This window comes from Mesorhizobium sp. WSM3626, from assembly GCF_000513935.1.
Taxonomy (GTDB): Bacteria; Pseudomonadota; Alphaproteobacteria; order Rhizobiales; family Rhizobiaceae; genus Mesorhizobium; species Mesorhizobium salmacidum.
Window position 1 is genome coordinate 1 of sequence record NZ_AZUY01000016.1, and the last position, 22,595, is coordinate 22,595.

General features: G+C 64.4%; 20 protein-coding genes and 1 pseudogene. 10 read left to right on the plus strand and 11 right to left on the minus strand.

Annotation, left to right across the window (positions count from 1 at the left end; translation table 11 throughout):
* The 3 genes from M653_RS0113305 to pncA all read right to left on the minus strand — a co-directional run.
* On the minus strand, positions 1–227 hold a 227-nt coding region (locus M653_RS0113305; RefSeq protein ID WP_027143791.1), incomplete at its 3' end, for an IS5/IS1182 family transposase.
* A gap of 78 nt (positions 228–305) precedes the next feature.
* Positions 306–1,724, minus strand: a complete 1,419-nt coding sequence (locus M653_RS0113310) for a sodium:proton antiporter (RefSeq protein WP_027143792.1) — start codon at positions 1,722–1,724, stop codon at positions 306–308.
* Positions 1,725–1,758: 34 nt separating this feature from the next.
* Positions 1,759–2,373, minus strand: a complete 615-nt coding sequence (pncA, locus tag M653_RS0113315) for a bifunctional nicotinamidase/pyrazinamidase (protein WP_027143793.1) — start codon at positions 2,371–2,373, stop codon at positions 1,759–1,761.
* Positions 2,374–2,704: 331 nt separating this feature from the next.
* On the opposite strand from pncA, the gene M653_RS0113320 reads away from it, so the two are divergent.
* The 6 genes from M653_RS0113320 to M653_RS0113345 are packed head-to-tail and all read left to right on the plus strand — an operon-like array spanning position 2,705 to position 9,760.
* Positions 2,705–3,559: a xanthine dehydrogenase family protein subunit M gene (locus M653_RS0113320; RefSeq protein WP_027143794.1), complete on the plus strand. Its 855-nt coding sequence runs from the start codon at positions 2,705–2,707 to the stop codon at positions 3,557–3,559.
* On the plus strand, positions 3,556–6,309 hold the full coding sequence (locus M653_RS0113325; RefSeq protein WP_027143795.1) for a molybdopterin-dependent oxidoreductase: 2,754 nt from the start codon (positions 3,556–3,558) through the stop codon (positions 6,307–6,309). Before M653_RS0113320 ends, M653_RS0113325 begins: the two co-directional genes overlap by 4 nt.
* The gene (locus M653_RS0113330; protein WP_027143796.1) at positions 6,306–7,841 is read left to right on the plus strand and encodes a hypothetical protein; all 1,536 of its coding nucleotides are present in this window, start codon (positions 6,306–6,308) and stop codon (positions 7,839–7,841) included. The genes M653_RS0113325 and M653_RS0113330 overlap by 4 nt, the downstream gene beginning before the upstream one ends.
* A complete protein-coding gene (locus tag M653_RS0113335) occupies positions 7,841–8,725 on the plus strand; it encodes a thiamine biosynthesis protein ApbE (RefSeq protein ID WP_027143797.1) in 885 nt (294 codons plus the stop codon). The genes M653_RS0113330 and M653_RS0113335 overlap by 1 nt, the downstream gene beginning before the upstream one ends.
* Positions 8,718–9,302: an amino acid synthesis family protein gene (locus M653_RS0113340; protein ID WP_027143798.1), complete on the plus strand. Its 585-nt coding sequence runs from the start codon at positions 8,718–8,720 to the stop codon at positions 9,300–9,302. The genes M653_RS0113335 and M653_RS0113340 overlap by 8 nt, the downstream gene beginning before the upstream one ends.
* Positions 9,299–9,760 carry a MarR family transcriptional regulator gene (locus M653_RS0113345; protein WP_027143799.1) on the plus strand — a complete coding sequence of 154 codons (462 nt, stop codon included), beginning with the start codon at positions 9,299–9,301 and terminating at the stop codon, positions 9,758–9,760. Before M653_RS0113340 ends, M653_RS0113345 begins: the two co-directional genes overlap by 4 nt.
* Positions 9,761–9,806: 46 nt before the next feature.
* Here the strand turns inward: M653_RS0113345 and M653_RS0113350 are convergent, their stop codons facing one another.
* The 3 genes from M653_RS0113350 to M653_RS0113360 are packed head-to-tail and all read right to left on the minus strand — an operon-like array spanning position 9,807 to position 13,668.
* Positions 9,807–10,775, minus strand: a complete 969-nt coding sequence (locus tag M653_RS0113350) for a substrate-binding domain-containing protein (RefSeq protein ID WP_027143800.1) — start codon at positions 10,773–10,775, stop codon at positions 9,807–9,809.
* A complete protein-coding gene (locus tag M653_RS0113355; protein ID WP_027143801.1) occupies positions 10,772–12,085 on the minus strand; it encodes an ABC transporter permease in 1,314 nt (437 codons plus the stop codon). Before M653_RS0113355 ends, M653_RS0113350 begins: the two co-directional genes overlap by 4 nt.
* Entirely contained in the window at positions 12,082–13,668 is a 1,587-nt protein-coding gene (locus M653_RS0113360; protein WP_027143802.1) for a sugar ABC transporter ATP-binding protein, read from the minus strand. The genes M653_RS0113355 and M653_RS0113360 overlap by 4 nt, the downstream gene beginning before the upstream one ends.
* 219 nt (positions 13,669–13,887) lie before the next feature.
* On the opposite strand from M653_RS0113360, the gene M653_RS0113365 reads away from it, so the two are divergent.
* Positions 13,888–14,907: a LacI family DNA-binding transcriptional regulator gene (locus M653_RS0113365; protein WP_027143803.1), complete on the plus strand. Its 1,020-nt coding sequence runs from the start codon at positions 13,888–13,890 to the stop codon at positions 14,905–14,907.
* Between the two features lie 52 nt (positions 14,908–14,959).
* Here the strand turns inward: M653_RS0113365 and M653_RS0113370 are convergent, their stop codons facing one another.
* The 4 genes and pseudogenes from M653_RS0113370 to M653_RS0113385 form a co-directional block, all read right to left on the minus strand.
* Complete coding sequence (locus tag M653_RS0113370) at positions 14,960–15,754, minus strand: inositol monophosphatase family protein (RefSeq protein ID WP_027143804.1); 795 nt, start codon at positions 15,752–15,754, stop codon at positions 14,960–14,962.
* Positions 15,755–15,834: 80 nt separating this feature from the next.
* Positions 15,835–16,836 carry an LLM class flavin-dependent oxidoreductase gene (locus M653_RS0113375; RefSeq protein WP_027143805.1) on the minus strand — a complete coding sequence of 334 codons (1,002 nt, stop codon included), beginning with the start codon at positions 16,834–16,836 and terminating at the stop codon, positions 15,835–15,837.
* 120 nt (positions 16,837–16,956) lie between these two features.
* Positions 16,957–17,667, minus strand: a pseudogene (locus M653_RS1000000134395) (arylamine N-acetyltransferase); the annotation flags it as partial.
* A gap of 71 nt (positions 17,668–17,738) precedes the next feature.
* Positions 17,739–18,908, minus strand: a complete 1,170-nt coding sequence (locus M653_RS0113385; protein ID WP_027143806.1) for an AI-2E family transporter — start codon at positions 18,906–18,908, stop codon at positions 17,739–17,741.
* A 297-nt stretch (positions 18,909–19,205) separates the two neighbouring features.
* Here M653_RS0113385 and M653_RS0113390 point away from each other — a divergent pair, with 297 nt between their 5' ends.
* On the plus strand, positions 19,206–19,772 hold the full coding sequence (locus M653_RS0113390) for a carboxymuconolactone decarboxylase family protein (RefSeq protein ID WP_027143807.1): 567 nt from the start codon (positions 19,206–19,208) through the stop codon (positions 19,770–19,772).
* Between the two features lie 124 nt (positions 19,773–19,896).
* The gene (locus M653_RS0113395) at positions 19,897–20,709 is read left to right on the plus strand and encodes a helix-turn-helix transcriptional regulator (protein ID WP_027143808.1); all 813 of its coding nucleotides are present in this window, start codon (positions 19,897–19,899) and stop codon (positions 20,707–20,709) included.
* A gap of 58 nt (positions 20,710–20,767) precedes the next feature.
* Here M653_RS0113395 and M653_RS0113400 read toward each other — a convergent pair whose 3' ends face one another.
* Positions 20,768–21,829: an LLM class flavin-dependent oxidoreductase gene (locus M653_RS0113400; protein WP_027143809.1), complete on the minus strand. Its 1,062-nt coding sequence runs from the start codon at positions 21,827–21,829 to the stop codon at positions 20,768–20,770.
* A 221-nt stretch (positions 21,830–22,050) separates the two neighbouring features.
* Between M653_RS0113400 and M653_RS0113405 the strand changes: the two genes are divergently transcribed.
* Positions 22,051–22,479, plus strand: a complete 429-nt coding sequence (locus M653_RS0113405; protein ID WP_027143810.1) for a DUF6481 family protein — start codon at positions 22,051–22,053, stop codon at positions 22,477–22,479.
* The last annotated feature ends 116 nt before the right edge of the window (positions 22,480–22,595 follow it).

Here is a 22,595-nt window from a genome sequence, read left to right on the forward strand (position 1 = left end):
TCGAGAACGCCCATTTCGATCCAGCGATAGTAGCGCCGCTTCACGGATCGATAGTCGCCGAGCCGCTCGGGTAGATCACGCCAGCGCCCACCCGAGCGGGCCATCCACAGCAGGGCATCAAGGAACTTCCGGTTGTCGGTGCGCGGGCCGCGCTTGCCCTTCGTACCGCCAGGCACAAAGCCCTTGATCCGTTCCCACTGATCCTCTCGAAGCGCATCGCAGTCCATCGCTGACCTCCAAAAATCAGCGTTGAATCTGATTTGCCCTTCCTTGGGAATCCCAACCCGTTAAATCGTCACTACGCCCTAGCCAAAGAACAGAAAACCCGCGATCAAAAAGGTCGGGATCAGCACCAGCCCGGACCACAGCATATACCCGAAGAAGCCCGGCATCTTGACGCCGCGATGCCTGGCAATGGCATAGACCATGAAATTGGGTGCGTTGCCGATATAGGTGTTGGCCCCCATGAACACGGCACCCGCCGAGATCGCGGCAAGCGTCGAGGCGAACTCGGTCATCAGGTGCTGAGGGTCGCCGCCCGCCAACTCGAAGAACACCAGATAAGTCGGCGCATTGTCGAGGAAGGACGACAGCGCCCCGGTCAGCCAGAAATAGGCGAGGTCGTTGGGCGTGCCTTGTGCCGACGTGACGAGCGCGACCAGCGGCGCCAGCGCGCCGTCATGGCCGGCCCTCAAAATGGCGACGACCGGAACGATGCAGGTGAAGATGCCGGCGAACAATTTGGCCACTTCCGCGATCGGACCCCAGTTGAAGCCGTTCGCTTCGCGGTAGCTCTTATACGAGAGGGGAAGCGATAGCAGAGCCAGCGCGAGGATGATCGCGTCGCGTATCAGGTTCTGCAACTCGAGACTGACGCCGAACACCAAAAAGCTCACGCCCGGTTTCCAGGCGGCCGACAGCAGGATGGCGCCGATCACACCGGCCAGCAGCGGAAGGTTGGCCAGGCCGCGCAGGCGCACCTTCGTATCCGGGGTCGGATCCTTGATCTTCGGCGCGCCGGCCTCGCGCCGGTGCAGGATGAGGTCGATCGCCAGGAACGCCGCCAGCACGACGATGCCGACGAACAGCGTCTCCCGGTAGAGATTGTTGGTCGTCCAGAAGAAATCGACGCCGCGCAGGAAGCCGACGAACAGCGGCGGGTCGCCGAGCGGCGTCAGCGAGCCGCCAATGTTGGACACCAGGAAAATGAAGAAGATGACGACATGGGCATTGAAACGCCTGTTGTCGTTGGCGCGCAGGATCGGCCGGATCAGGATCATCGAGGCGCCGGTCGTGCCGATCACCGAGGCAAGCAGCGCCCCGACGATCAGCAGTCCGGCATTGACCAGCGGTGTGCCGTGGATATTGCCGGTAAGCAGGATGCCGCCCGAAATCGTGTAGAGCGCAAACAGCAGGACGATGAACGACATGTATTCGGTGAGCAGCGCGTGCAGCACCGCCTCGGTTGCCGCCGGGGCACCGAAGGCGACCGCGAGCGGCACGATCACCAGCGCCGCCCACAAGGCGGTGATCTTGCCGTAGTGGTGTTCCCAGACATGGTGGAACAGCAGGGGACCGGACGCGATCGACAAGAGCAGCCCGGCAAAAGGCAGCGCCCACCAGAGCGACATCGTGGCGCCAGGCAGGCCGTGTTCTTCAGCCGCGAATGCCGATACCGGAAACAGCATCGCGACGGCGATCGCACCGGCCGTCCCGATCGCCATCGGCAAAGATCCCCTTCTGCCCCCCACGATGCGGTCAGCCGGACGTGTGATCTTCGAGCGTCACGCCGGCATCGCGCATTTTCGCCAGCATTGTCTCGAGCGACCCGTTGAGATCGATGCCACGGCAGGCATCGAGCCTGACCATGGTTCTAAAACCCTGTTTGACCGCATCCAACGCCGAGAAGGCGACACAGAAATCGGTCGCCAGGCCGACCAGGGTCAGCGTGTCGATGCCGCGCTCCCGGAGATAGCCGGCGAGCCCGGTCGGCGTCGTGTGATCGTTCTCGAAAAAGGCCGAGTAGCTGTCGATGGCGGACCGAAAACCCTTGCGGATGACGAGCTCGGCCTTGGTCCAGGCAAGGCCGGAATGGAAATCCGAGCCGAGACTGCCCTGAATGCAATGGTCCGGCCACAGCGTCTGCGGACCATATGGCATCTCGATCGTCGAAAAGGGCTGCGCGCCGGGATGGCTGGAGGCAAAGCTGGAATGGCCGGCGGGGTGCCAGTCCTGCGTCAGCACGACATGGTCGGTTCGCCGGATCATGTCATTGACCAGCGGAACGATCTCGTCGCCGCCGGCCACCGCCAGCGCGCCGCCCGGGCAAAAATCGTTCTGCAGGTCGATGACAACGAGCGCTTCGTCGGCCATGGGGCTTCCTTCCTGTCAGGCTAGGGTCGGGCTCCGAATGAGGGGCTCGGCGAAAGAAAAAGCCGCTGGCGCGACCGGAGGGAGAAACTTGACCAGATGGCGGGCCGCGTCAACCTCCAGCGGCATAACAAATGCGTGGCGATGCCAGCCACATGAGTACCGGCGTAAACTCTGGCTTTGACAATTTCCGCCGTCTTGATATCATTTGCATACGAATGAATTTGCCGGATTGAAACCGGCAAGATATCCCCGAGGGTAAGCGCCTTGGGAGGGCCGGTTTCCGGGAAAGCCCCATCTTGTTGGGAAGGGCCATCTTGTTGGAAGGCAAAAAGTGATCCGTTACGTGAAACCCACCACGGTCGACGAGGCGCTCGCGCTGCTTGGCGGGGGCGCCTGGCGTATCCTTGCGGGCGGCACGGATTTCTTTCCGGCGCAAGGCAGCAAGCCGTTTCGCGACAATGTGCTCGATATCAACGGCCTGACGGCGCTGCGCGGCATCACCGAGACCGGCAGTCACTGGATTATCGGCGCGCGCGCGACCTGGACCGACATCATCCGCCATCCCTTGCACCCGGCCTTCGATGCGCTGAAACAGGCCGCGCGCGAGGTCGGCTCGGCGCAGATCCAGAACGTTGCCTCGGTCGCCGGCAATCTCTGCAACGCTTCGCCGGCCGCCGACGGCGTGCCGGGGCTGCTCGTGCTCGACGCCGAGGTCGAGCTGCGCTCGGCGGCGGCGACGCGCCATCTGCCCTTGTCGGAGTTCATCCTGGGCAACCGCAGTACGGCCTTGCGGCCTGGCGAGATGGTGACGGCCATCCGCGTGCCGAAACCCACCGGCACATCGGCCTTCGTCAAGCTTGGCGCCCGGCGCTATCTCGTCATCTCCATCGCCATGGTGGCGGTGCGTCTGGTTGTCGAGAATGCCACTGTCGCGGATGCGGCCGTCGCCGTCGGCTCCTGTTCCGCCGTTGCCAGGCGGCTTGCCGGTATCGAGGCGGCGTTGCGCGGGCTTCCCCTGGACGCCGGGCTTGTTGCCGCGGTCCGTTCGGCGCCGATGGCTGAGCTGTCGCCGATCGCCGATGTGCGCGGCAGCGCCGAATACAGGCTGGACGCGGTGCGCGAGATCGTTGCCCGCGCCGTGCTCGAGGCCGCTGGAAAGCCGGCAGGCGACAAGGTGGCCGCATGAGCATGGATCGCGCCGATATCGCCTTCGCGGTCAATGGCGCCGCCGTCTCGGTCAACGTGCCGCCGCTGCGCCGGCTGTCCTCGGTGCTGCGTGACGAATTGCGACTGACGGGAACAAAGGTCGGCTGCGACGCCGGCGACTGCGGCGCCTGCACGGTGCTGGTCGACGGCGACCCTGTCTGCGCCTGCCTGATGCCGGCGGCCTCCGCTGCCGGCACCGGGGTGACAACGGTCGAGGGCCTCGCCAATGGCCGGCTGTCGGCTCTGCAAGCCTCGTTCCTGGCGCATGGCGCCGCGCAATGCGGCATCTGCACGCCGGCACTGCTGGTCGCGGCAACCGCGCTGCTGGACACGAAACCCAGGCCGACCGAGACCGAGGTGCAGGATGCGCTGGGCGGGATCCTCTGCCGCTGCACCGGCTACCGGAAGATCATCGCGGCGGTGATGGAGGCTTCTCTCCAGGCCGCGAGCCTGGATTTCCGTCTGCCTCGGTCCGGCCACGCCATCGGCGCGTCACCGGTCAGGCTCGACGGTGTGCCAAAAGTGACCGGGGCCGAGAAATTCGGTGGCGATTCTTTCCCGGTCGATGCGCTTGCCGTGCTGGTGATCCGCTCGCCGCATTATCATGCCGGCTTCGCCTTCGGCGACATCGATGGCTGGGCAAGCCGCCATCCCGGTATTGCGGGCGTCTTCACGGCCGCCGATATCCCGGGCAAGAACTGCTTTGGCGTTATCGGCCCGTTCGCCGACCAGCCGGCGCTGGCCGAGGGCGTTGCCCGGCTTCGCGGCGAGGCGGTCGCCCTGGTCGCCGGCGAGCGCGAGGCGATGCTCGATCTCGATCTGTCGGATTTCCCTGTCCGCTGGACCGAGCTGCCACATGTTCTCCAGCCTTGCGACGCGCAGGCCGCAGGTGCGGCGCTGATCCACGAAAGCCGCCCGGCCAATTTGTTGACCAAGGGCTTCGTCGAACGCGGCGATCCCGAGTTAGCACTTGCCAGTGCGGCCTTCACCGCGAGCGGCACGATCGACACCTCCTATGTCGAGCACGCCTATATCGAACCGGAAGCCGGCTATGCCTATCTCGACGGCGACACGCTGGTCGTCGTCGCCTGCACACAGGCGCCCTATATGGACCGCGACGAGACGGCGAAGGTGCTTGGCCTTGCCGTCGACAAGGTGCGCATCGTGCCGACCGCGACCGGCGGCGGCTTTGGCTCCAAGCTCGACGTTTCCCTGCAGCCTCTCATCGGCCTTGTGGCGCTGAAGACCGGGCGGGCGGCGGCGCTCGCCTACACCCGCAACGAATCCATGATGTCGACCACCAAGCGCCATCCGGCGCGGATGAAGGCCACCATCGGCGCCGACGCCCACGGCTACGTCACCGGCATGGTCTTCGAAGGCGATTTCAACACCGGTGCCTATGCCAGCTGGGGGCCAACGGTCGCCAACCGCGTGCCGGTGCACGCCTCCGGCCCCTATGCGACGCCGAACTACCGCGCCGAGGGCCGCGCAATCCACACCCATGGCCCGATTGCCGGGGCCTTCCGTGGCTTCGGCGTGCCGCAGGCGACGATCATGCAAGAGACGCTGTATGACGAACTCGCCGGCAAGCTCGGCATGGACCGGCTCGACTTTCGCCTGAAGAACTGTCTTCGGAACGGCTCCGAAACGGTTACCGGGCAGCTTCTGGAGACTGGCGTCGGCATTGCCGAATGCCTTCAAGCGCTGCGGCCGCATTGGGCGCGGGCGACGGCCGATGCGGATGCTTTCAACAGTGCCGGTGTCGATAGAAAGCGTGGCGTCGGCATCGCCTCGTGCTGGTATGGCTGCGGCAACACATCACTGCCCAACCCGTCGACCATCCGGGTCGGTATCGCGGCTGAGGGCGCGGTCATCCTGCACCAGGGCGCGGTCGATATCGGCCAGGGCTCCAACACCGTCATCACGCAGATTTGCGCCGACGCGCTCGGCCTGCCTCTGGAAAAATTCCAGTTGAAGAGCGCCGATACGGCGATCAGCCCCGACGCCGGCAAGACTTCGGCCTCGCGACAGACTTTCGTGACCGGCAAGGCGGCCGAGAAGGCGGGCCGCGCCCTGCGTGAAACAATCCTGCGCTTTGCCAATGTCTCGGACAAGGCTTCCCTTCAACTGGATGGCCCGGCGATCGTTATCCGTGAAGGCGAGGCGACGCGCCGTATTGATCTTGCCTCGCTCGAAATGGACGCCGACGACTTCGTCTTCCGCGCCGAGGAGACCTATGACCCGCCAACGCTGCCGCTCGATGCCAAGGGGCAGGGCAAGCCCTATGCGGTCTATGGCTATGGCGCGCAGATTGCCGAACTCGAGGTCGACCTGAAGCTCGGCACGGTCAAGCTGATCAGGATCATCGCCGCGCATGACGTCGGCAAGGCGATCAATCCGCTGCTGGTCGAGGGCCAGATCGAAGGCGGCATCGCGCAAGGCATAGGCATGGCGTTGATGGAAGAATACATACCCGGCCGCACCGAGAACCTGCACGACTATCTCATCCCGACCATTGGCGATGTGCCCCCGATAGAGACCATCCTTATCGAGGTCCCCGATCCTGAAGGGCCATTCGGCGCCAAGGGCCTGGGCGAGCACGTGCTGATCCCGACGGCGCCGGCGATCCTCAACGCCATCCGTCACGCCACCGGCGTGCCCGTCACCAAGGTGCCGGCAACGCCGAGCCGCATCCTGGCGGCCATCCGCGAGAAGGAGGCACGCACATGAGCGAGCTTGCCGAACGCTTCGAAACCCATGATCCCGGCGAGAAGCTGGTGGCGGAAAAGATCCGCTGCGATGCCTGTCCCGTCATGTGCTACATCGCTGACGGCCGCACCGGCGCCTGCGATCGCTATGGCAATGTCGCGGGCCGGATCGTGCGCATGGACCCGCTGACCATCCTGGACCATGCGGCCGAGACCGGCGCCGCCATGGTGCCCTTTGTCGCCGAGGGCGAGCAGTGGGATGGCGAGCTGGTCAACACCGGCCGCCGCTTCGTCACGGCAATCGGCGCCGGCACCACCTATCCCGACTACAAGCCCGCTCCCTTCATCGTCAGCCAGGAAGTCGAGGGCGTCGATCTCGTCACCGTGGTCACCGAGGGCATCTTCTCCTATTGCGGCGTCAAGGTGAAGATCGACACCGACCGCCATATCGGACCCGAAACGGCTATTGTGCGGGCCGAGGGTGAGGCGATCGGCCATGTCACGACGGGAGAATACGGCTCGCAGATGCTGTCGCTGGGCGGCGTGCATCATCTGACCGGCGGCTCCAAGGCGGAAGGCCGCGCTACCTGCGACGCGCTGCTCAATCTGTGCAACCGCAAACCGGTGGAGCTCAGCATAGACGGCGGCGCCACGGTCGTTGTCGAAGCGGGCAAACCGCCCGTCATCGACGGCAAGCAGGAACATCGCATGCGCGTCGGCTGCGGCTCGGCGACCATCGGCATGTTCGCCACGCAATGGCGCGGGCTGGTCGACGAGGTCGTGGTGGTCGACGACCACATCACCGGCGTCGTCTCCGAACACCAGGCCGGCAAGGTGCTGGGCTGGCAGGATACCGGCATCAAGATCATCGGCCGCCGCTCGACACCGGGCCGCTATTTCAAGGTCTCGGAGCCAGGCCTAGGCTGGGGCGGCACCAGCATTTCCGATCCGCTGTCGATCCTCGGCGAGTGGAATGCCAAGAAGGGCGCGCGCCCGGGCCTGTCGCTGCTGATGGTTTCGACCACCGGCGAGCAGTTCGCCTATTACGAGCTCGACGACGAGCTGAAACCGGTGCAGAAGCCGTTTCCCGATCGGCTGCGGAAATCGGTCAACCTGATCGAGGACAATTGCGAGCCGGCCTTGTGCACCGTGCTGTTCATTGGCGGCGCCGGTGGCTCGCTGCGTGCCGGCGTCACCGAAAACCCGGTCAATCTCACCCGCTCCGTGCAAGGCCTGAAAACTTATGTCACCGTGGGCGGCGCGCCGGTCTATGTCTGGCCGGGCGGCGGCATCACGCTGATGGTCGATGTCACCAGGGTTCCGGAAGGCGCCTTCGGCTATGTGCCGACGCCGGCGCTGGTGGCGCCGATCGAATTCACCCTGCGTCGCGACGATTACGTCAGGCTCGGCGGCTACGAGGCGGAGATACGCAGCGTCGCGGACATCGTCGCCAAGGGCGGCGAGTATCTCAATCCCCGGCGCGGCACGGGTGCTGCAACCCAAAATCCATGGCCGCCACTGGCGCAGTTGCGCCGTGCGGGCGGAGCCGGATGATGGAAGGCCCGCAAGCGCATTGGCTGCAGGACGGCAAGCGGCTGCATCTCAACCATGGGCCGATCGACCTGATCGTCGAGGCCTTCGGCGAGGCCGACGAGTGTCGCGCCGCCTATGCCCAGGCCGTCGCGCGTTTCCAGACGATCCTGATCGAGTTGGTCGAGGAGCTTCCCGAACTGCGGCTCCCCGCATTTTTCCTGGCGCCGCGCGCCTTCGCCGGCCCGACGGCGCGCCGCATGGAAGCAGCCGTCATGCCCCTGGCGGAATGCTTCATCACACCGATGGCCGCCGTTGCCGGATCGGTAGCCGACGAAATGATCGCCGCGCTGCTTGCAGGCCGCAAGCTCGACCGGGCCTATGTCAACAATGGCGGCGACAGCGCCCTCCATCTCGACAAGGGCACGTCGATTGGCTTGGCGGTCGCCGGCACCGGCAACGGCATGGCCGACCGGATCACGATCCGCGCGCAAGATGGCGTGCGTGGTGTCGCAACAAGCGGCTGGCGTGGCCGCTCCTTCTCGCTTGGCATTGCCGATGCCGTCACCGTGCTCGCGCGAACCAGCGCCGAGGCCGACGCGGCGGCGACGCTCATCGCCAACGCGGTGGACCTGCCCGGCAATGCCGCCATCAGGCGCATCCCCGCACGCGAGCTGTCGCCCGACAGCGATCTTGGCGCGCGGCTGGTGACACAAGGCGTCGGCACGCTTGCACCTGATGAGGTGGCGCGGGCGCTGGACAATGGTCTTGCCGTCGCTGAAGATTTTCGCCGGCGCGGCCTGATTGCCGCATCGGCGCTGTTTCTTGGCGGGGAAGCCCGTATCAGCGGCTCCGTTGCACTGGCCGCGTCCAACAAGCATGAACCGGAGGAAGTTGCCCATGCCTGAATTTCCAATCCGCAAGATCGCAGTGCTGAACGAAGAGATCTTTCACGAAGGCGGGCCAGTCGCAGAAGTGCCGCGCCGGCGTGCCGCCGCCATGGCCGTGGTCAGGAACCCGTTCGCGGGGCGCTATGTCGAGGACCTGCAAAGCGCCATGGACGATCTGAAGCCGCTCGGCCTGCTGCTCGCCGACCGGCTGATCGCCGCACTCGGCGGCGACATCAAACAGATTGACGGTTACGGCAAGGGCGCCATCGTCGGCACGGCTGGCGAACTGGAACATGGTGCGCTGTGGCACGTGCCGGGCGGCTACGCGATGCGCGATCGGCTGGGCGATGCCAAGGCGATCGTGCCCTCGGCCAAGAAGGTCGGCGCCTTCGGCTCAAAGCTCGACGTGCCGCTCGGCCATATCAACGCCGCCTATGTGCGGAGCCATTTCGACGCCATGGAAGTCGGCATCAGCGATGGCCCGCGTCCTGACGAGATCCTGTTCTGCCTCGCCATGACCTGCGGCCCTCGCGTCCATAACCGCATGGGTGGCCTCGCGGCGGACGACATAAAAGCCTGGGACGGGCTGCGGTGAGCGGCGGGGACAACCTGCTCAAGCTGGTCGAGGCCGAAGACGCCGACGACCACGACTACTTGCTGCAGGAACAGGTCGGCTTCATCCTGCGCAAGGCGCACCAGCGCCATGTCTCGATCTTCGCCGCCCGTATCGCCGATCTGACGCCGCCGCAATTCGCGGCCCTGGCCAAGCTGCGCGATGTCGGCGAGACCTCGCAGAACCAGCTCGGCACGCTGATCGCCATGGATGCGGCGACGGTGAAGGGCGTCATCGACCGGCTGAAGGCGCGGGGCCTTGTCGAGCTTTCCAGGCATGAAGTCGACAAAAGGCGGCTGCTGGTCAACCTGACGGCCGAGGGCCGCGACGCGATCGAGCGCCTGATCCCGCTTGCAAGGGAGATCACGCAGGAAACGCTGGCGCCGCTCACGGCCAAGGAGGCCGCCACTTTCATGAAGCTGCTGGCGAAGCTGGCGTAGATTGATTCCGCCGGGCGCCGTCAGCGCCCGGCAGAAGAGCTTCGCCTCAGAGGCCGTTGTCCTTCAGCACCTGGGCGGCGTTTTCCTTGGTGATCTTCTCCGTCGGCAAGGTGATGGTCTTTTCCACCTTCTCGCCCTTGAGGAACTTGATCGCCTGGCGCAAGCCTTCGGCACCTGGGGTGACATAGGTGAACGTCGCCGTCAGCTCACCCTTGTTCACCATTTGCACGCCTTCGTTGGGCAGGCCATCGATGCCGATGAACTTGATGTCCTTCTCGCGGCCGACATCCTTGGCGGCGAGATAGGCGCCGTAGGCCATTGGGTCGTTATGGCCGTAGACGAGATCGATCTTCTCGTTGGTCTTCAGCGCGTTGGCCATCAAATTGTAGGCCTGGTCCTGCTTCCAGTCGCCCGACTGCTGGTCGAGCAGATATTTGATGCCCGGCTCTTTGTCGGTGAATTCATGGAAGCCGTCATGACGGTCATGCGCCGGCTGGGTGCCCATGCCGCCCCAGATCTCGACCACATTGCCTGCCGCCTTGCCCTTGCCGCCGAGCAGTTCGACGGCATATTCACCGGCCGCACGGCCGATCAGCTTGTTGTCACCGCCGACGAACTGCGTGTAGTCCTTGGTGTCGACATTGCGGTCGAGCACGAAGACCGGGATCTTGGCGTCGATCGCCTGCTGCACGACGCCGGTCAGGCCAGCCGATTCCTTCGGCGATACCAGCAGCGCGTCGACCTCCTGGCGGATCAGGTTCTCGACGTCGGCGACCTGCTTCTCGGTCTTGTCCTCGCCATCGGTGATGATCAGCTCGACCTCCGGATGCTTGGCGGCCTCGGCAATGATGTCCTTGTTGAACTGGGCGCGCCAGGGCTCGATGGTGGTCACCTGCGAGAAGCCGATCTTCCACTTCTTATCCTGGGCGAAGGCATGGCCGGTGGAGAGCAGTGCCGTGGTGGTCAGCAATGCCGCGCCGAGTGCGGCAAGCTTCAGCATGTCACGTCGTTTCATTTCTTGTTTCCTCCGAGATTGAGAGACGGTGTCTCTTGCGACGGCCGTTTTGCGGCGGCCGTTTCCTTGTGCGCCGCTCCAGGCAGGCGCAGATAGGTCAGCAGATCACCGGCATTGCGCTCCTGCACGAGCACGGTGCCGATGATGATCATCCCCTTCAGCACCAGCTGAAGGTTCGAATTGATGTTGTGGAGCTGCAATATGTTGGAGAGTAGCCCGAAGATCAGCACGCCGCAGAAGGTGCCTATCAGGCTGCCGCGCCCGCCCATCAGGCTGGTGCCGCCAATGACCACGGCGGCGATGGCGTCGAGCTCCAGCCCGGCGCCGGCGTCGGGCTTGCCTTGCCGGTACTGTGCCACGTAGAGCACGGCGGCAATGCCGGCGAGCAGACCTGATATGGCGTAGGTGGCGATCTTGACGCGCCCGGCGGCGATGCCGGAAAGCCGGGCCGCCTCCTCATTGCCGCCGATGGCATAGACATAGCGGCCGAACGGCGTGAAGCGCAGCACCGCGCCATAGATGACGATGGCGCCGAGGAAGAACAGGCCGGGCATAGGGATGACGCCGAACACCAGCGAGCGCAGCAGCTCGAAGTCGGCGGTGGCGTTGGAACCGGTATAGACCGGCAGCACGGCATTGTTCTGGCCGGCGGTGAGCCGGGCGATGCCGAGCGCCGTCACCATCATCGCCAGCGTGACGATGAAGGGTTGCAGCCGTCCGCCGACGATGATGAAACCGTTGATGGCGCCGAACAGCAGGCCGACGCAGGGCGCCACCAGCAGCACGCCGAGAACGCCGAATTTGGGTTCGATCTGCGGCAGCAGGTACCAGAGCGAAAGGCAGCACAGGACGACGCCGACGATTGCCGGCGTGACCAGGCCGCGAGCGGTGTCCAGCCTGACGTCACGGGCGGAGGCATCCGCGCCGGCGCGGGATTTCTCCAAATTGAGGAAGATGAAGCGCGTGACGACGATGCCGAGGCACAGCGCAACCAGCGCAACGGTCGGCACGCCCAGCACGACGCCGGGCGTCACGCCGGGAACCGTCAGCAGCATGGCGCACACCACCGAGCAGATGGCCATCAGCGAGCCGACGGAAAGATCGATGCCGCCGGTGATGATCACCGCCGTCATGCCGGTCGCGATCAGCCCGGTGGTCGACACCTGGCGCAGCACGTCGAGCAGATTGCCGTAGGAGAGGAAGATGTTGTTGCCCTTGGAACTCACGGGCGAGCCGAGAACGCCAATCAGGAAGATGGCGATCAGGCCCCAATAGAGCTTGGTGCGGGACAGGAGTTTCAGTGCGGTCATGCGGCGGGTCTCGATAGGGTCCGGCGCGGCGCCGCGAGGCGCATGATGGCCTCCTCGCTCGCCGCGTCACGGGAAAGGATGCCTGTCTGGCGGCCGTCGGCCATCACCAGGATGCGGTCGGAAAGATGCAGCAATTCCGGCAGCTCGGAGCTGATGACGGCGATGGCGAGGCCATCGCGCGCCAGCCGGAAGATGAGGTCGTAGATCTCGCGCTTGGCGCCGACATCGATGCCGCGCGTCGGCTCGTCGAGCAACAGCACCCTTGGCCTCGTCGCCAGCCATTTGCCGATGACGACCTTCTGCTGGTTGCCGCCCGACAGCGTGCCGGCGGGCTGGTCAATATCCCGGCAGCGAATGCCGAGCGCCTTGACCGCCTGCCGCGCCAGCCCCTGTTCGCCGGCCAGCGAACGGATGCCGAAGCGGGCCAGCGCGCCGACCAGCGGCAGCGCCACATTGTCCGAGATCGAGGCCTGCAGATGCAGGCCTTGCGTCTTGCGGTCCTCGGTGACCAGCGCGATGCCCAGCCGCCGCGCGTCGCGTGGTGAGCGGATATCCACCGGCTGGCCGTCGAGCCTGATCTCGCCGCCGGCACGGCCATCGCTCGCGCCGAAGATCGCTTCCATGATCTCGGTGCGGCCGGAGCCCAGCAGGCCGCCAATGCCCAGAATCTCTCCGGCGGCGAGATCGAAGCTGACGCCGCCGATCACCTGCCGCCAGCCCTGGCGGTCGGGTTTCGACAGCGACAGGTCGCTGACCGAAAGCACGGTCCTGCCGCCGGGATCCCGCTCGTCGTGGGAGGATGCGAGCAGGTCCCGTCCGACCATCGCCGAAATGATGGCATTCTCGTCGAGCTCGGCCATCGGCTGCGTCAGCACATGGCGTCCATCGCGGAAAACGGTGACGCGGCCGGCCAGATGCATGACCTCGTCGATGCGGTGCGAGATGTAGACGATGGCGACGCCGCTATCGGCAAGCTGGCCGATGATGCGGAACAGCCGCTGGCATTCGGCCGGCGACAGCGCCGAGGTCGGTTCGTCCATGATCAGCATGCGCGCCGACATCGACAGCGCCTTGGCGATCTCGACCAGTTGCTGTTCGCCGACACGCAAGGCACCGACGCGTGCGTCCGGATCGAGTTCGATGCCGAGCCGCTGCAGGAGGGCGCTTGCCGCGCGGCTGCTCGCCTTGCGGTCGACGACCAGTCCCGCGATCAGCTTCTCGCGGCCGAGAAAGATGTTGTCGGCGACGCTCAGCTCCGGCACCAGGTTGAGTTCCTGGTGGATGATGGCAATGCCCGCGTCCTCGGCATCGCGCACGCCGGCGAAGCTGACCGGCCGGCCGTCGATACTGACCGTGCCTTCGTAGCCGGTATAGACGCCGGACAGGATCTTCATCAGCGTCGACTTGCCGGCGCCGTTCTCGCCCATCAAGGCATGGACTTCGCCGCGCCGCAATTCGAAGCCGACATCGACCAGGGCGGCGATGCCGCCAAAACTCTTGGAAATATGCTCGGCACTCAGAACGATGTCCGAGCGATCCGACGCCGCACTGCGCGTCGAGGAAAGGGAATTGTTCTGTTCCATGACAATAGCGGCCTCCCTTCCGTCCTCGTCAGCTACTCGAACGCTAATCTAAACGTTTCGATCATGTCAAGCCGATATGGCGGTGACGCAACTTTGATGCATTTCGATTCTTGCCTAAAACGGCAAGATTCCGTAGGTATTGGCGGCAAGGGGTGGCGAAACGTTTCGAAAATGACAGCGTCAGGGCGAAAAAAACAACGCAAATCCACCGCACCCACCATGCTTCACGTGGCTGAAGCGGCGCGTGTCTCGGTCGCCACCGTGTCGGCGCTGATCAACGGCACGGCGACTGTCAGCCCCGAGCTCAGCGCCCGCATCGAGCAGGCGATCCGCGATATCGGCTACAAGCGCAACGCCATCGCCCGCAGCCTGAAGATGGGCACGACGCGCACCATCGGCCTGACCGTTCCGCACATCACCAACCCCTTCTTCACCGATGTCGTCTCGGTCATCCAGCAGGCCTTCGACCGCGCCGGCTACGCGGTCATGCTGTGCTGCACCGACGAGGATTTGAACACCCAGGACGACCAGATCAGGCTGCTGCTCGACCGCATGGTCGACGGGCTGATCGTGGCGCGCGTCGGGGACGGCGCGATCCTCAAGCGGATCGTCGCCGACGCCAATGTGCCGGTCGTGCTGATGGATCGTCTGTGCGAGGGCGTCGACACCGACGCCGTGGTTCTCGACAACCAGCGCGCGGTATTCGACGCCATGAGCTATTTGATCAATCTCGGCCACCGCCGCATCGGTTACATTACCGGCACCTCGGACATTTCACCCATGCATGACCGCATGACCGGATATCGCGAGGCGCTCCAGGCCGCCGGCTTGCCGGTGGCCGAAGAGCTGGTTCGCTCCGGCAATTTCCACGAGATCGACGGCTACAACGCAACCATGCAGCTGCTGTCGCTGCATGACCGGCCAAGCGCGATCTTCTCGGCCAACAACCCGATGGTGATCGGAACCATGAAGGCGATCCGCGACATCGGGCTGTCCTGTCCGGAGGATATTTCGGTAGCCTGCTTCGACGATTTTCCATGGTCCGACGTGTTCCAGCCTCAACTGACCACGGTGGCGCAGCCTGTGCAGGCGATCGGCGAACAGGCGGCCAATCTGCTGCTCGACCGTCTCGCCGGCAACCGGGATGCGCCACCGCGCAAGCTTGTCCTCAAGGGCCGGCTGATGATACGCAACTCATGCCGGCCGCTGGGCGCGGCGGTGCACAGCGTGAGTGCCTAAATGCCGAAAACGTGAAGCGGTTTTCGGATAACGTCGTGCTTCCTGAGATTGATCAGGACGTGAAAACACCAGAACACAGTTCTTGCAGTTTCGAAAAGACGCCCTTGCCGCCCGTGATGACCTGTGTGCCGCTCTGCAGCACCGTCTTCGGATCCGCCCTCAGGATCGTGCCGCCGGCTTCCTCGATCAGCAGCATGCCGGCCACGCAGTCCCACGGGTTCATGTGTTCTTCCACATAGCCGAGCAGCCGCCCCGAGGCGACATAGGCAAGCATCAGCGCGCCGGACGCGTTGCGGAAGAAGACGCCGCCCTCGGCCAGGATTTTCTTGATCAGCACGGCGATGTTTTCGGCCTCCGCCCGGTTTGAGAAGCCGGTGCCCACCGAGCCCTCTTCCAGGCTGGCCGCCGCACTTGTCTTGACCGGCCTGCCGTTGACGAAGGCGCCGCCGCCCAGCCTTCCGTGGAAGGTCTCGCCGGTCGACGGTTCGTGGATGACGCCGACGATCGTCTCTCCATCACGGGCGCAGGCGATCACCACGCACCAGGCCGGAATGCCGCGGACGAAATTGGCGGTGCCGTCGATGGGGTCGATCACCCAGACATGGCCTGTCGAGCCGGCGACCGAGGCGTGCTCCTCGCCGACGATGCCGTCTTGCGGATAGTCGGCGGCGATTGCCGCGCGGATGAACAGCTCGACCTCGCGGTCCGCCTGCGAGACCAAATCCTGATGGCCCTTGCTTTCGATGGTCAGGCTGTCGAGATCGCGGAAATATTTCAGGCCGAGTTCGCCGGCACGCCGCGCCAGATCAATGGCAAACTGCTCGCGTCTATCGAGATCATGGGGCAAGGCAAGGCTCGCTGTTGCGAAGGATACCCGCATTTAGCAGAGCATCGACGTCGGCAAAAGCGGCTGGCGGCTTATTCGCTTCAGGCGGCCTGTGACAGAGATTTGTGAGCCTCGGCTAAAATCTCGAACGACCGCACACGGGCGGCATGATCGAAGATCTGCGCGGTGACCATCAGCTCGTCGGCACCGGTACGGCGCACGAAGGCATCAATGCCCTGGCGGACCGTTTCCGGCGAGCCGACGACGGCGCAGGACAGCGCCTGGCCGAGCATGGTCTTGGCCATCGGGTCGAGATCGCGATCATAATTCTCGACGGGCGGCGGCAATCGTCCGGGCCTGCCGGTGCGCAGATTGACGAAGGCCTGCTGCAGCGAGGAGAACAGCAGCCGTGCCTGGGCGTCGGTGGGTGCTGCAAAGACGTTGAGGCCGAGCATGACATGCGGCTTGTCGAGTTGCTCGGACGGCTGGAAGCGCGAACGGTAGATGTCCAGCGCGTGGTCCAGTTCCGCCGGCGCGAAATGCGAGGCAAAGGCATAGGGCAGGCCGAGCATGGCGGCGAGCTGCGCGCCGTAGAGGCTCGACCCAAGAATCCAGATCGGCACCGTCTGGCCTTCGCCGGGCACGGCGCGCAGGCGCTGGCCCTCCTCGGCGGGCAGGAAATAGCCCATCAGCTCGACGACATCCTGCGGGAAATTGTCGACGCCGGCCTCGAGGTTGCGGCGTAGCGCCCGCGCCGTGTTCATGTCGGTGCCGGGCGCCCGGCCGAGGCCAAGATCGATCCGCGCGGGAAACAAGGCGGCCAGCGTGCCGAACTGCTCGGCGATCACCAGCGGCGCATGATTGGGCAGCATGATGCCGCCGGCGCCGACACGAATGGTCTTGGTGCCGCCGGCGACATGGGCGATGACGACAGCCGTTGCGGCACTGGCGATGCCTGGCATGTTGTGGTGCTCGGCCAGCCAGTAGCGCTTGTAGCCGAGCCGCTCGGCGTGGCGAGCGAGATCGAGCGAATTGGCAAGCGAGTGCGAGGCATCGCTGCCTTCGACGATCGGCGACAGGTCGAGAACGGAAAGTTCGGTCATATGCTGGTCTCCACGATCTTCTTCTCGCGCACCCGGGGCCTCGAAGGCCGTGCGGTCGGGAATGATGATGCCGAGCTGGCCTTCCAGCGTGTCGGCAAGCTCGGCGGCAGTGGCAATCTGCTTCTGCTCGGTGCGGCCATCGATGTGATGGATGGACAGGCGATCGCCGCGCAGCCCATAGCGCCGGTCGGGCGCGGCGCGCGCCGCCGAAACCGAGGTCAGGAAATGCGATGCCGGATTGGTCGACAGGAAATAATTGGCGATGGAATAGTCGACCTCATATTGCGGCTGCAGGTCGAAGCGATACAGCGAGCGCCAGTCGCCGCCGATGGCGGCCTGCAGGCGGAAGTGATCGCCGGTTTCGGCGATGCGGAACGTTTCGTGCGGGGTCGTCTGTTCGAGGCTAGGCTCGAACAGCAGCGGGGCGGTCAGGGTCAGGCCGCCGAAGCCGACATCGGCTATATAGGTCCGGCCATCGAGCTCGATGCGCAAAAGCATGTGGCTGCGCGCCGTGATCGCGTCCTCGCTCTGACCCCAGAGCACGCGCGCGGCAAGGCCACCGACCTCGAAGCCAAGCGCCTTCAGCGCGTGCATGAAGAGGAGATTGTGCTCGAAGCAATAGCCGCCACGCCCGGCGAGGACGATCTTGTCCTGCAGCGATGCGGCGTCCAATCGGACCGGGCGCCCCAGAAACGGATCCATGTTCTCGAAGGGGATCGCCTGCGGATGCAGGAAATGAAGCGTCTTCAACGTGTCGAGCGAAACAGCCCTGGACCCGGCATGGCCGATCCGGGCGAAATAGGCGTCGAGATCAAAGGGAGCGTCGTTCATCGGGAAGGGGCACCGGGCACTGATCGGGCGGATATAGGCATTCGAACCCGCCGCCGCAAACCGTACGCCGGTCAGCCGGCGGCCGTGCCGTCCTGCTCGTCGGTTTCCTCCTCGATGACCGCCGTATGTTGGGCGGCGAGAAAATTGCCGACATGGCTAAGGCTCTCGAAATGGTCGCAGAACACCTTGACGACGACCAGCAGCGGCACCGCCATCAGCGCGCCGACGAAGCCCCACAGCCATGACCAGAATGCGATGGCGATGAAGATCGCCACGGCGTTGATCTCGAGCCGCCGTCCGACCACCATCGGCGTCACGAACTGGCCTTCGATGATATCACACAACACCAGGAAGGCAGGCGCCAATAACGCATAGGCGATCGTGTCGAAGCTGATCAGTGCGATGACCGTAACCAGGACAAGCGTGATCATGGCCCCGACATAGGGTAGGAAATTGAGCAGGGCGGCCGCCGCGCCCCAGACCAGCGGATTGGGCATGCCGAGCGCCCACAGGCCGAGGCCGATGACCGTGCCGAGGCCGGTGTTGATGATGGTGACGGTGAGCAGATAGTGCGAGATTTCCCGCTCGACATCGTAGACGACGCGCAGCGCCCGCTTCTTCTCGGTGAGGCTGGCGAAGGACTGGATGATCTTTTCGTAGAACATCGTGCCCGAGGCGAGCAGGAACAGCGACAACACGAAGATGATGGTCAGGCTTGTCCCGGCCGACAGAATGTTGCTCGCCGCCGATGAGAGGAAGCCTGACTGCGCAACCGCGACCTTTTGCACGCCCGGTTCCTGCGTTGTCTCGGTCAGCCCTTCGATCTGGTGCGCGATGTCCATGATCCTCTCGACCGGCCGCCGCAGCTGCGCCAAGCGTTCGGTCAGTTGCTGGCCGATGGACGAGGTGTTGTTGATGAGATCGATGACGGGGCCACTGAGCACATAGCCGGCGCTCGCGAAGACAATGATGGACACAAGCACCAGAAGCGTCGCCGAAACCACTTCGGGAATGCCGCGCTTGCGCAGCAGCCGCACGATCGGCGTCAGTGTCAGTGTCAGCAGGAAGGCCAGAATAACCGGCATGAAAAAGGCGCGCGCGAAATAGAGCGCATAGACCGTCATGAACAGGAAGATGCCGATGAGCAGCGAGCGCATCAGGCGTGTATCAGCGCGCGCCGCCACACGCGACTCTTCAGCTTCGGCAACGCCTGCGCCCAAAGCGGCGGATTCGGCTTTCATCGTGGTCCCTCGGCGGCACACCACAACTGATGCAATCCGCAGACGGAAAACGCCGGCATGGCTTCAAGGTTCCGTTAGCCGGCACTGACGGCACGGGCCGCTGTTGCGGGGTCCTGCCGCCGATAGCTCAACGGACGGCTCGGCTGCGAGTGTTCCGTATTACATGCCGTGTAATTGAGTCCGGGCACGTGGCGGGCCTAGTACGGGAGCAGGCCTTCGCAACCGTGGATCGCAAGGCTGGCGCGTGGCGAAGATCGCCCGCGCGATTACGCGCTACCCTGAAAAGAGGACATCACGATGCAAAGATTTACCCTTCAAACAACCGAGTCGGCGCCGGAGAAATCCAGGCCAGCGTTGAAGGCGCTTGAGGAGAGGTTTGGCTTTCTTCCGAACGTCATGGCGACGATGGCCAACAATCCGGTTCTCCTCAACGGTTTCGTCAGCAGCTTCGGCAGTTTTCACGGCGGAAGCTTCGACGAGATCGAGAAGCAGGTGCTGCTGCTGACCAACGCGGTCACCATCAAATGCCCCTGGACCGTCGCCGCGCATTCGACATTCGCCATCGAGGACGGGATTGCCGAAAGCGAAGTCAAGGCGATCCGGGATGGCAGGTTGCCGTCGGACCCGAAATATGCGGCACTCTCGGCGCTGACGAGGGCGCTGATCGAAAACAAGGGAAACGTGAGCGATGCGGACATCGATGCGTTTACTTCGGCGGGCTATTCGAAGGCCCAGATCCTGGAAGTGGTAACTGGTGTCGGCGTCTCCACCATGGCGGCGACCACGACCAACATGGCTGGCACGCCGATCGAGGAACGCTTCCAGCCGCAGGCATGGTCTCCCGCCGCCGCGATGGCGGCCTGACCCGATCGACGGCGCATGGACCGGCCGGTGCCATGCGCCGTCGAGCACTGCGTGATCGCATCGGCGTGTATCGTTCGAGGGACTGCGAGGACAGCGGGTTATGAAGACAAATCCCGGAACGGCCATGACACCCGACCTGGGCACGCTCTTGCGTTACTGGCGCGATGTGCGTGGCAGAAGTCAGCTTGATCTGTCTCTCGATACCGGCATTTCGCAAAGGCAGATCAGTTTCATTGAAAGCGGACGCAGCGTTCCCGGCCGCGAGACCTTGATGGCGATCGCCCGGGCGCTCGACGTCCCTTTGCGTGAGCGCAACGCCTTGCTTCTGGCGGCAGGCTACGCGCCGATGTTTTCCGAAGGCGCCTGGGATTCCGTGGAAATGAAGAGCGTGACCGATGCCCTGACGCGCATCTTGCGGCAGCATGAACCCTATCCGGCGCTGGTCATGGACCGGTACTGGAATGTGCTGATGACCAACGAAGCCGCGCCGCTCTTCTTCGGCTGTTTCCTCGACATGGCCGCTCGTGAACGGCCGCGCAACATGCTCCACCTCATGTTCGATCCCGAAGGCATGCGCCCGTTCGTCGCCAATTGGCCTGACGTGGCGCGGAGCCTGTTCGAGCGGGTCTATCGCGAATCCATCGGCCGCGTCGTCGACGAAAAGACCAAGGAGTTGCTGGCGGCGCTGCTCGCCTATCCGGACGTGAACAGTGATTGGAAAAATCCGGTGGCGATCGGCTTCATGCCGGTCATTCCGCTCGGCTTCATCAAGGACGGTCGCCGCCTCAACTATTTTTCGATGGTCACCACGGTGGGTACCCCCCAAACCGTCGCCGCCCAGGAGCTGCGCATCGAGTGCATGTTCCCGGCCGACGAGGCGACCGAAATCCATCATGCCGCGATGATGGATACGGCCTCGCACCGGGCAAAGCGATAACCAAGCCTATCGGAGGGCCAATGGAACCAGGGGCAATCCTTGCGGAGCGTCATTAAGTTCACGCGACAGGCGCCGTCACGGCCGGCGCGGGTTTCGCCGTTTCCTTGCGCACGACCGGCGCCACCTTGGTGCCGTAAAGCTCGATCGCCTTCATGATCTTGGCGTGTGGCATGGTGCCGATCGCCATTTGCAGCAGGAAGCGGTCGTTGCCGAAGATCCTGTGCTGGGCGACGATCTTTTCCGCCACCTGCTCCGGATTGCCGACGAACAGGGCACCATTGGGACCACGCGACTGGTCGAAATGCGCGCGCGATATCGGGCCCCAGCCGCGCTCTCGACCGATGCGGTTCATCACTTCCGCCTGCGGGCCGTAGAAGTCGTCCGCCGCCTGCTCGGTCGTCCCGGCGATGAAGCCATGCACGTTGATGCTGGTGGCCAACCCTGCCGGATCGCTGCCGGCCCGCTTGGCTGCCTCACGGTAGAGGTCGAACAGCGGCGCGAAGCGCGCTGGTTCGCCGCCGATGATGGCAAGCGCCAGCGGCAGGCCGAGCGCGCCGGCGCGGGCGGCCGATTGCGGCGTTCCGCCAATGGCGATCCAGACCGGCAGCCTGTCCTGGAAGGGCCTGGGATAGACGCCGCGATCGTTGATCGGCGCGCGCAGATTGCCTGACCAGGTCACCTTCACCTGATCGCGGATGGCGAGCAGCAAGTCGAGCTTTTCGGCGAACAGCTCGTCATAGTCTTCGAGATTGTAGCCGAATAGCGGGAAGGATTCGATGAACGATCCGCGCCCGGCTATGATCTCGGCGCGGCCGCCCGACAACAGGTCGAGCGTGGAAAACTGCTGAAAAACGCGCACCGGATCGTCGGAGGACAGGACGGTGACCGCGCTGGTCAGTCTGATGCGCTTCGAACGCTCCGCCGCCGCGGCCAAAGCCACGACCGGCGCCGAGGCGGCATAGTCCGGCCGATGGTGTTCGCCGAGGCCAAAGACATCGAGGCCGACTTGGTCGGCCAGTTCGATCTCCTCGATCAGGTTGCGCAGCCGCTCATGCGGGCCGATGGCGCCGGGACCCGGCACGGGGCTCACATCGGCGAAAGTGTAGAGGCCGAGTTCCATTTGGATGTCATCCCAGTGTGTCGATTGTCGCGCTAGAGGTAGCGACCTGTCCGCGACGCCGCCAGAGGGCGGCTTGTGAACAGTGCATGTCGATTTCGGCGAGAAATGCGTCTCCCCGGTGCAACATCCCGGAATTTCATGGCTGGCATGCCGTTTTGGCGCTTGAACTCCCGGTTTTCGCGCGTATGTAAGCGTCGCGAATAGACTTCAAGGAAGTGGACTTGGCTATCTACAGGGAAAAAGACATTTTCGAGCGGCGCAATGCCGCGACCGAGGCAAAGAAGGCGCTTCTGGAGCGCTTCAAGTCAAAGCCGGCGGCAGACGATCCTGCGGTGCTGGCACGACAGGCCGAACGCAAGGCGATCCTTGCGGCGCGGGAGATCCGCGAGGCCGAGAAGGCCAAGCTGAAGCAGGAAAAGCTGGCGCGCGAAGCGGTTGAGAAGGCCGAGCGTGAGGCGGCAGCCGAAGCGGCGCGCATTGCCGCCGAAGAGGCAGCGCAAGCGGATGCCAAGCTTCGGGAAGCTGAAGAGAACGAGCGTATTGCTCGTTTGCTTGCCGATGAAGCCGAGCGCAAGGCAAAGCGCGACGCGCGCTATGCGGCACGCAAGCAGCGCACCGGCAGGACGCCTCCCGGCTTTACGGGTCGCTAAGAGCGCACTCGCCGCGACGGATGATGAACAAGGGACGCGCCAAGGCGCGGCCCTTTTTCGCGTTTGTCCATGTCGCCCACCGGAAGCCCCTGCATTCCTGGATGTCGGCTTGACTC

Coding starts and splice junctions, on each gene's coding strand:
- M653_RS0113365 (WP_027143803.1), top strand. CDS start 13,888: ATGCTTCACGTGGCTGAAGCGGCGCGTGTCTCGGTCGCCACCGTGTCG.
- M653_RS0113325 (WP_027143795.1), top strand. CDS start 3,556: ATGAGCATGGATCGCGCCGATATCGCCTTCGCGGTCAATGGCGCCGCC.
- pncA (WP_027143793.1), bottom strand. CDS start 2,373: ATGGCCGACGAAGCGCTCGTTGTCATCGACCTGCAGAACGATTTTTGC.
- M653_RS0113395 (WP_027143808.1), top strand. CDS start 19,897: ATGACACCCGACCTGGGCACGCTCTTGCGTTACTGGCGCGATGTGCGT.
- M653_RS0113360 (WP_027143802.1), bottom strand. CDS start 13,668: ATGGAACAGAACAATTCCCTTTCCTCGACGCGCAGTGCGGCGTCGGAT.
- M653_RS0113350 (WP_027143800.1), bottom strand. CDS start 10,775: ATGAAACGACGTGACATGCTGAAGCTTGCCGCACTCGGCGCGGCATTG.
- M653_RS0113385 (WP_027143806.1), bottom strand. CDS start 18,908: ATGAAAGCCGAATCCGCCGCTTTGGGCGCAGGCGTTGCCGAAGCTGAA.
- M653_RS0113400 (WP_027143809.1), bottom strand. CDS start 21,829: ATGGAACTCGGCCTCTACACTTTCGCCGATGTGAGCCCCGTGCCGGGT.
- M653_RS0113335 (WP_027143797.1), top strand. CDS start 7,841: ATGGAAGGCCCGCAAGCGCATTGGCTGCAGGACGGCAAGCGGCTGCAT.
- M653_RS0113330 (WP_027143796.1), top strand. CDS start 6,306: ATGAGCGAGCTTGCCGAACGCTTCGAAACCCATGATCCCGGCGAGAAG.
- M653_RS0113310 (WP_027143792.1), bottom strand. CDS start 1,724: ATGGCGATCGGGACGGCCGGTGCGATCGCCGTCGCGATGCTGTTTCCG.
- M653_RS0113355 (WP_027143801.1), bottom strand. CDS start 12,085: ATGACCGCACTGAAACTCCTGTCCCGCACCAAGCTCTATTGGGGCCTG.
- M653_RS0113340 (WP_027143798.1), top strand. CDS start 8,718: ATGCCTGAATTTCCAATCCGCAAGATCGCAGTGCTGAACGAAGAGATC.
- M653_RS0113390 (WP_027143807.1), top strand. CDS start 19,206: ATGCAAAGATTTACCCTTCAAACAACCGAGTCGGCGCCGGAGAAATCC.
- M653_RS0113375 (WP_027143805.1), bottom strand. CDS start 16,836: ATGACCGAACTTTCCGTTCTCGACCTGTCGCCGATCGTCGAAGGCAGC.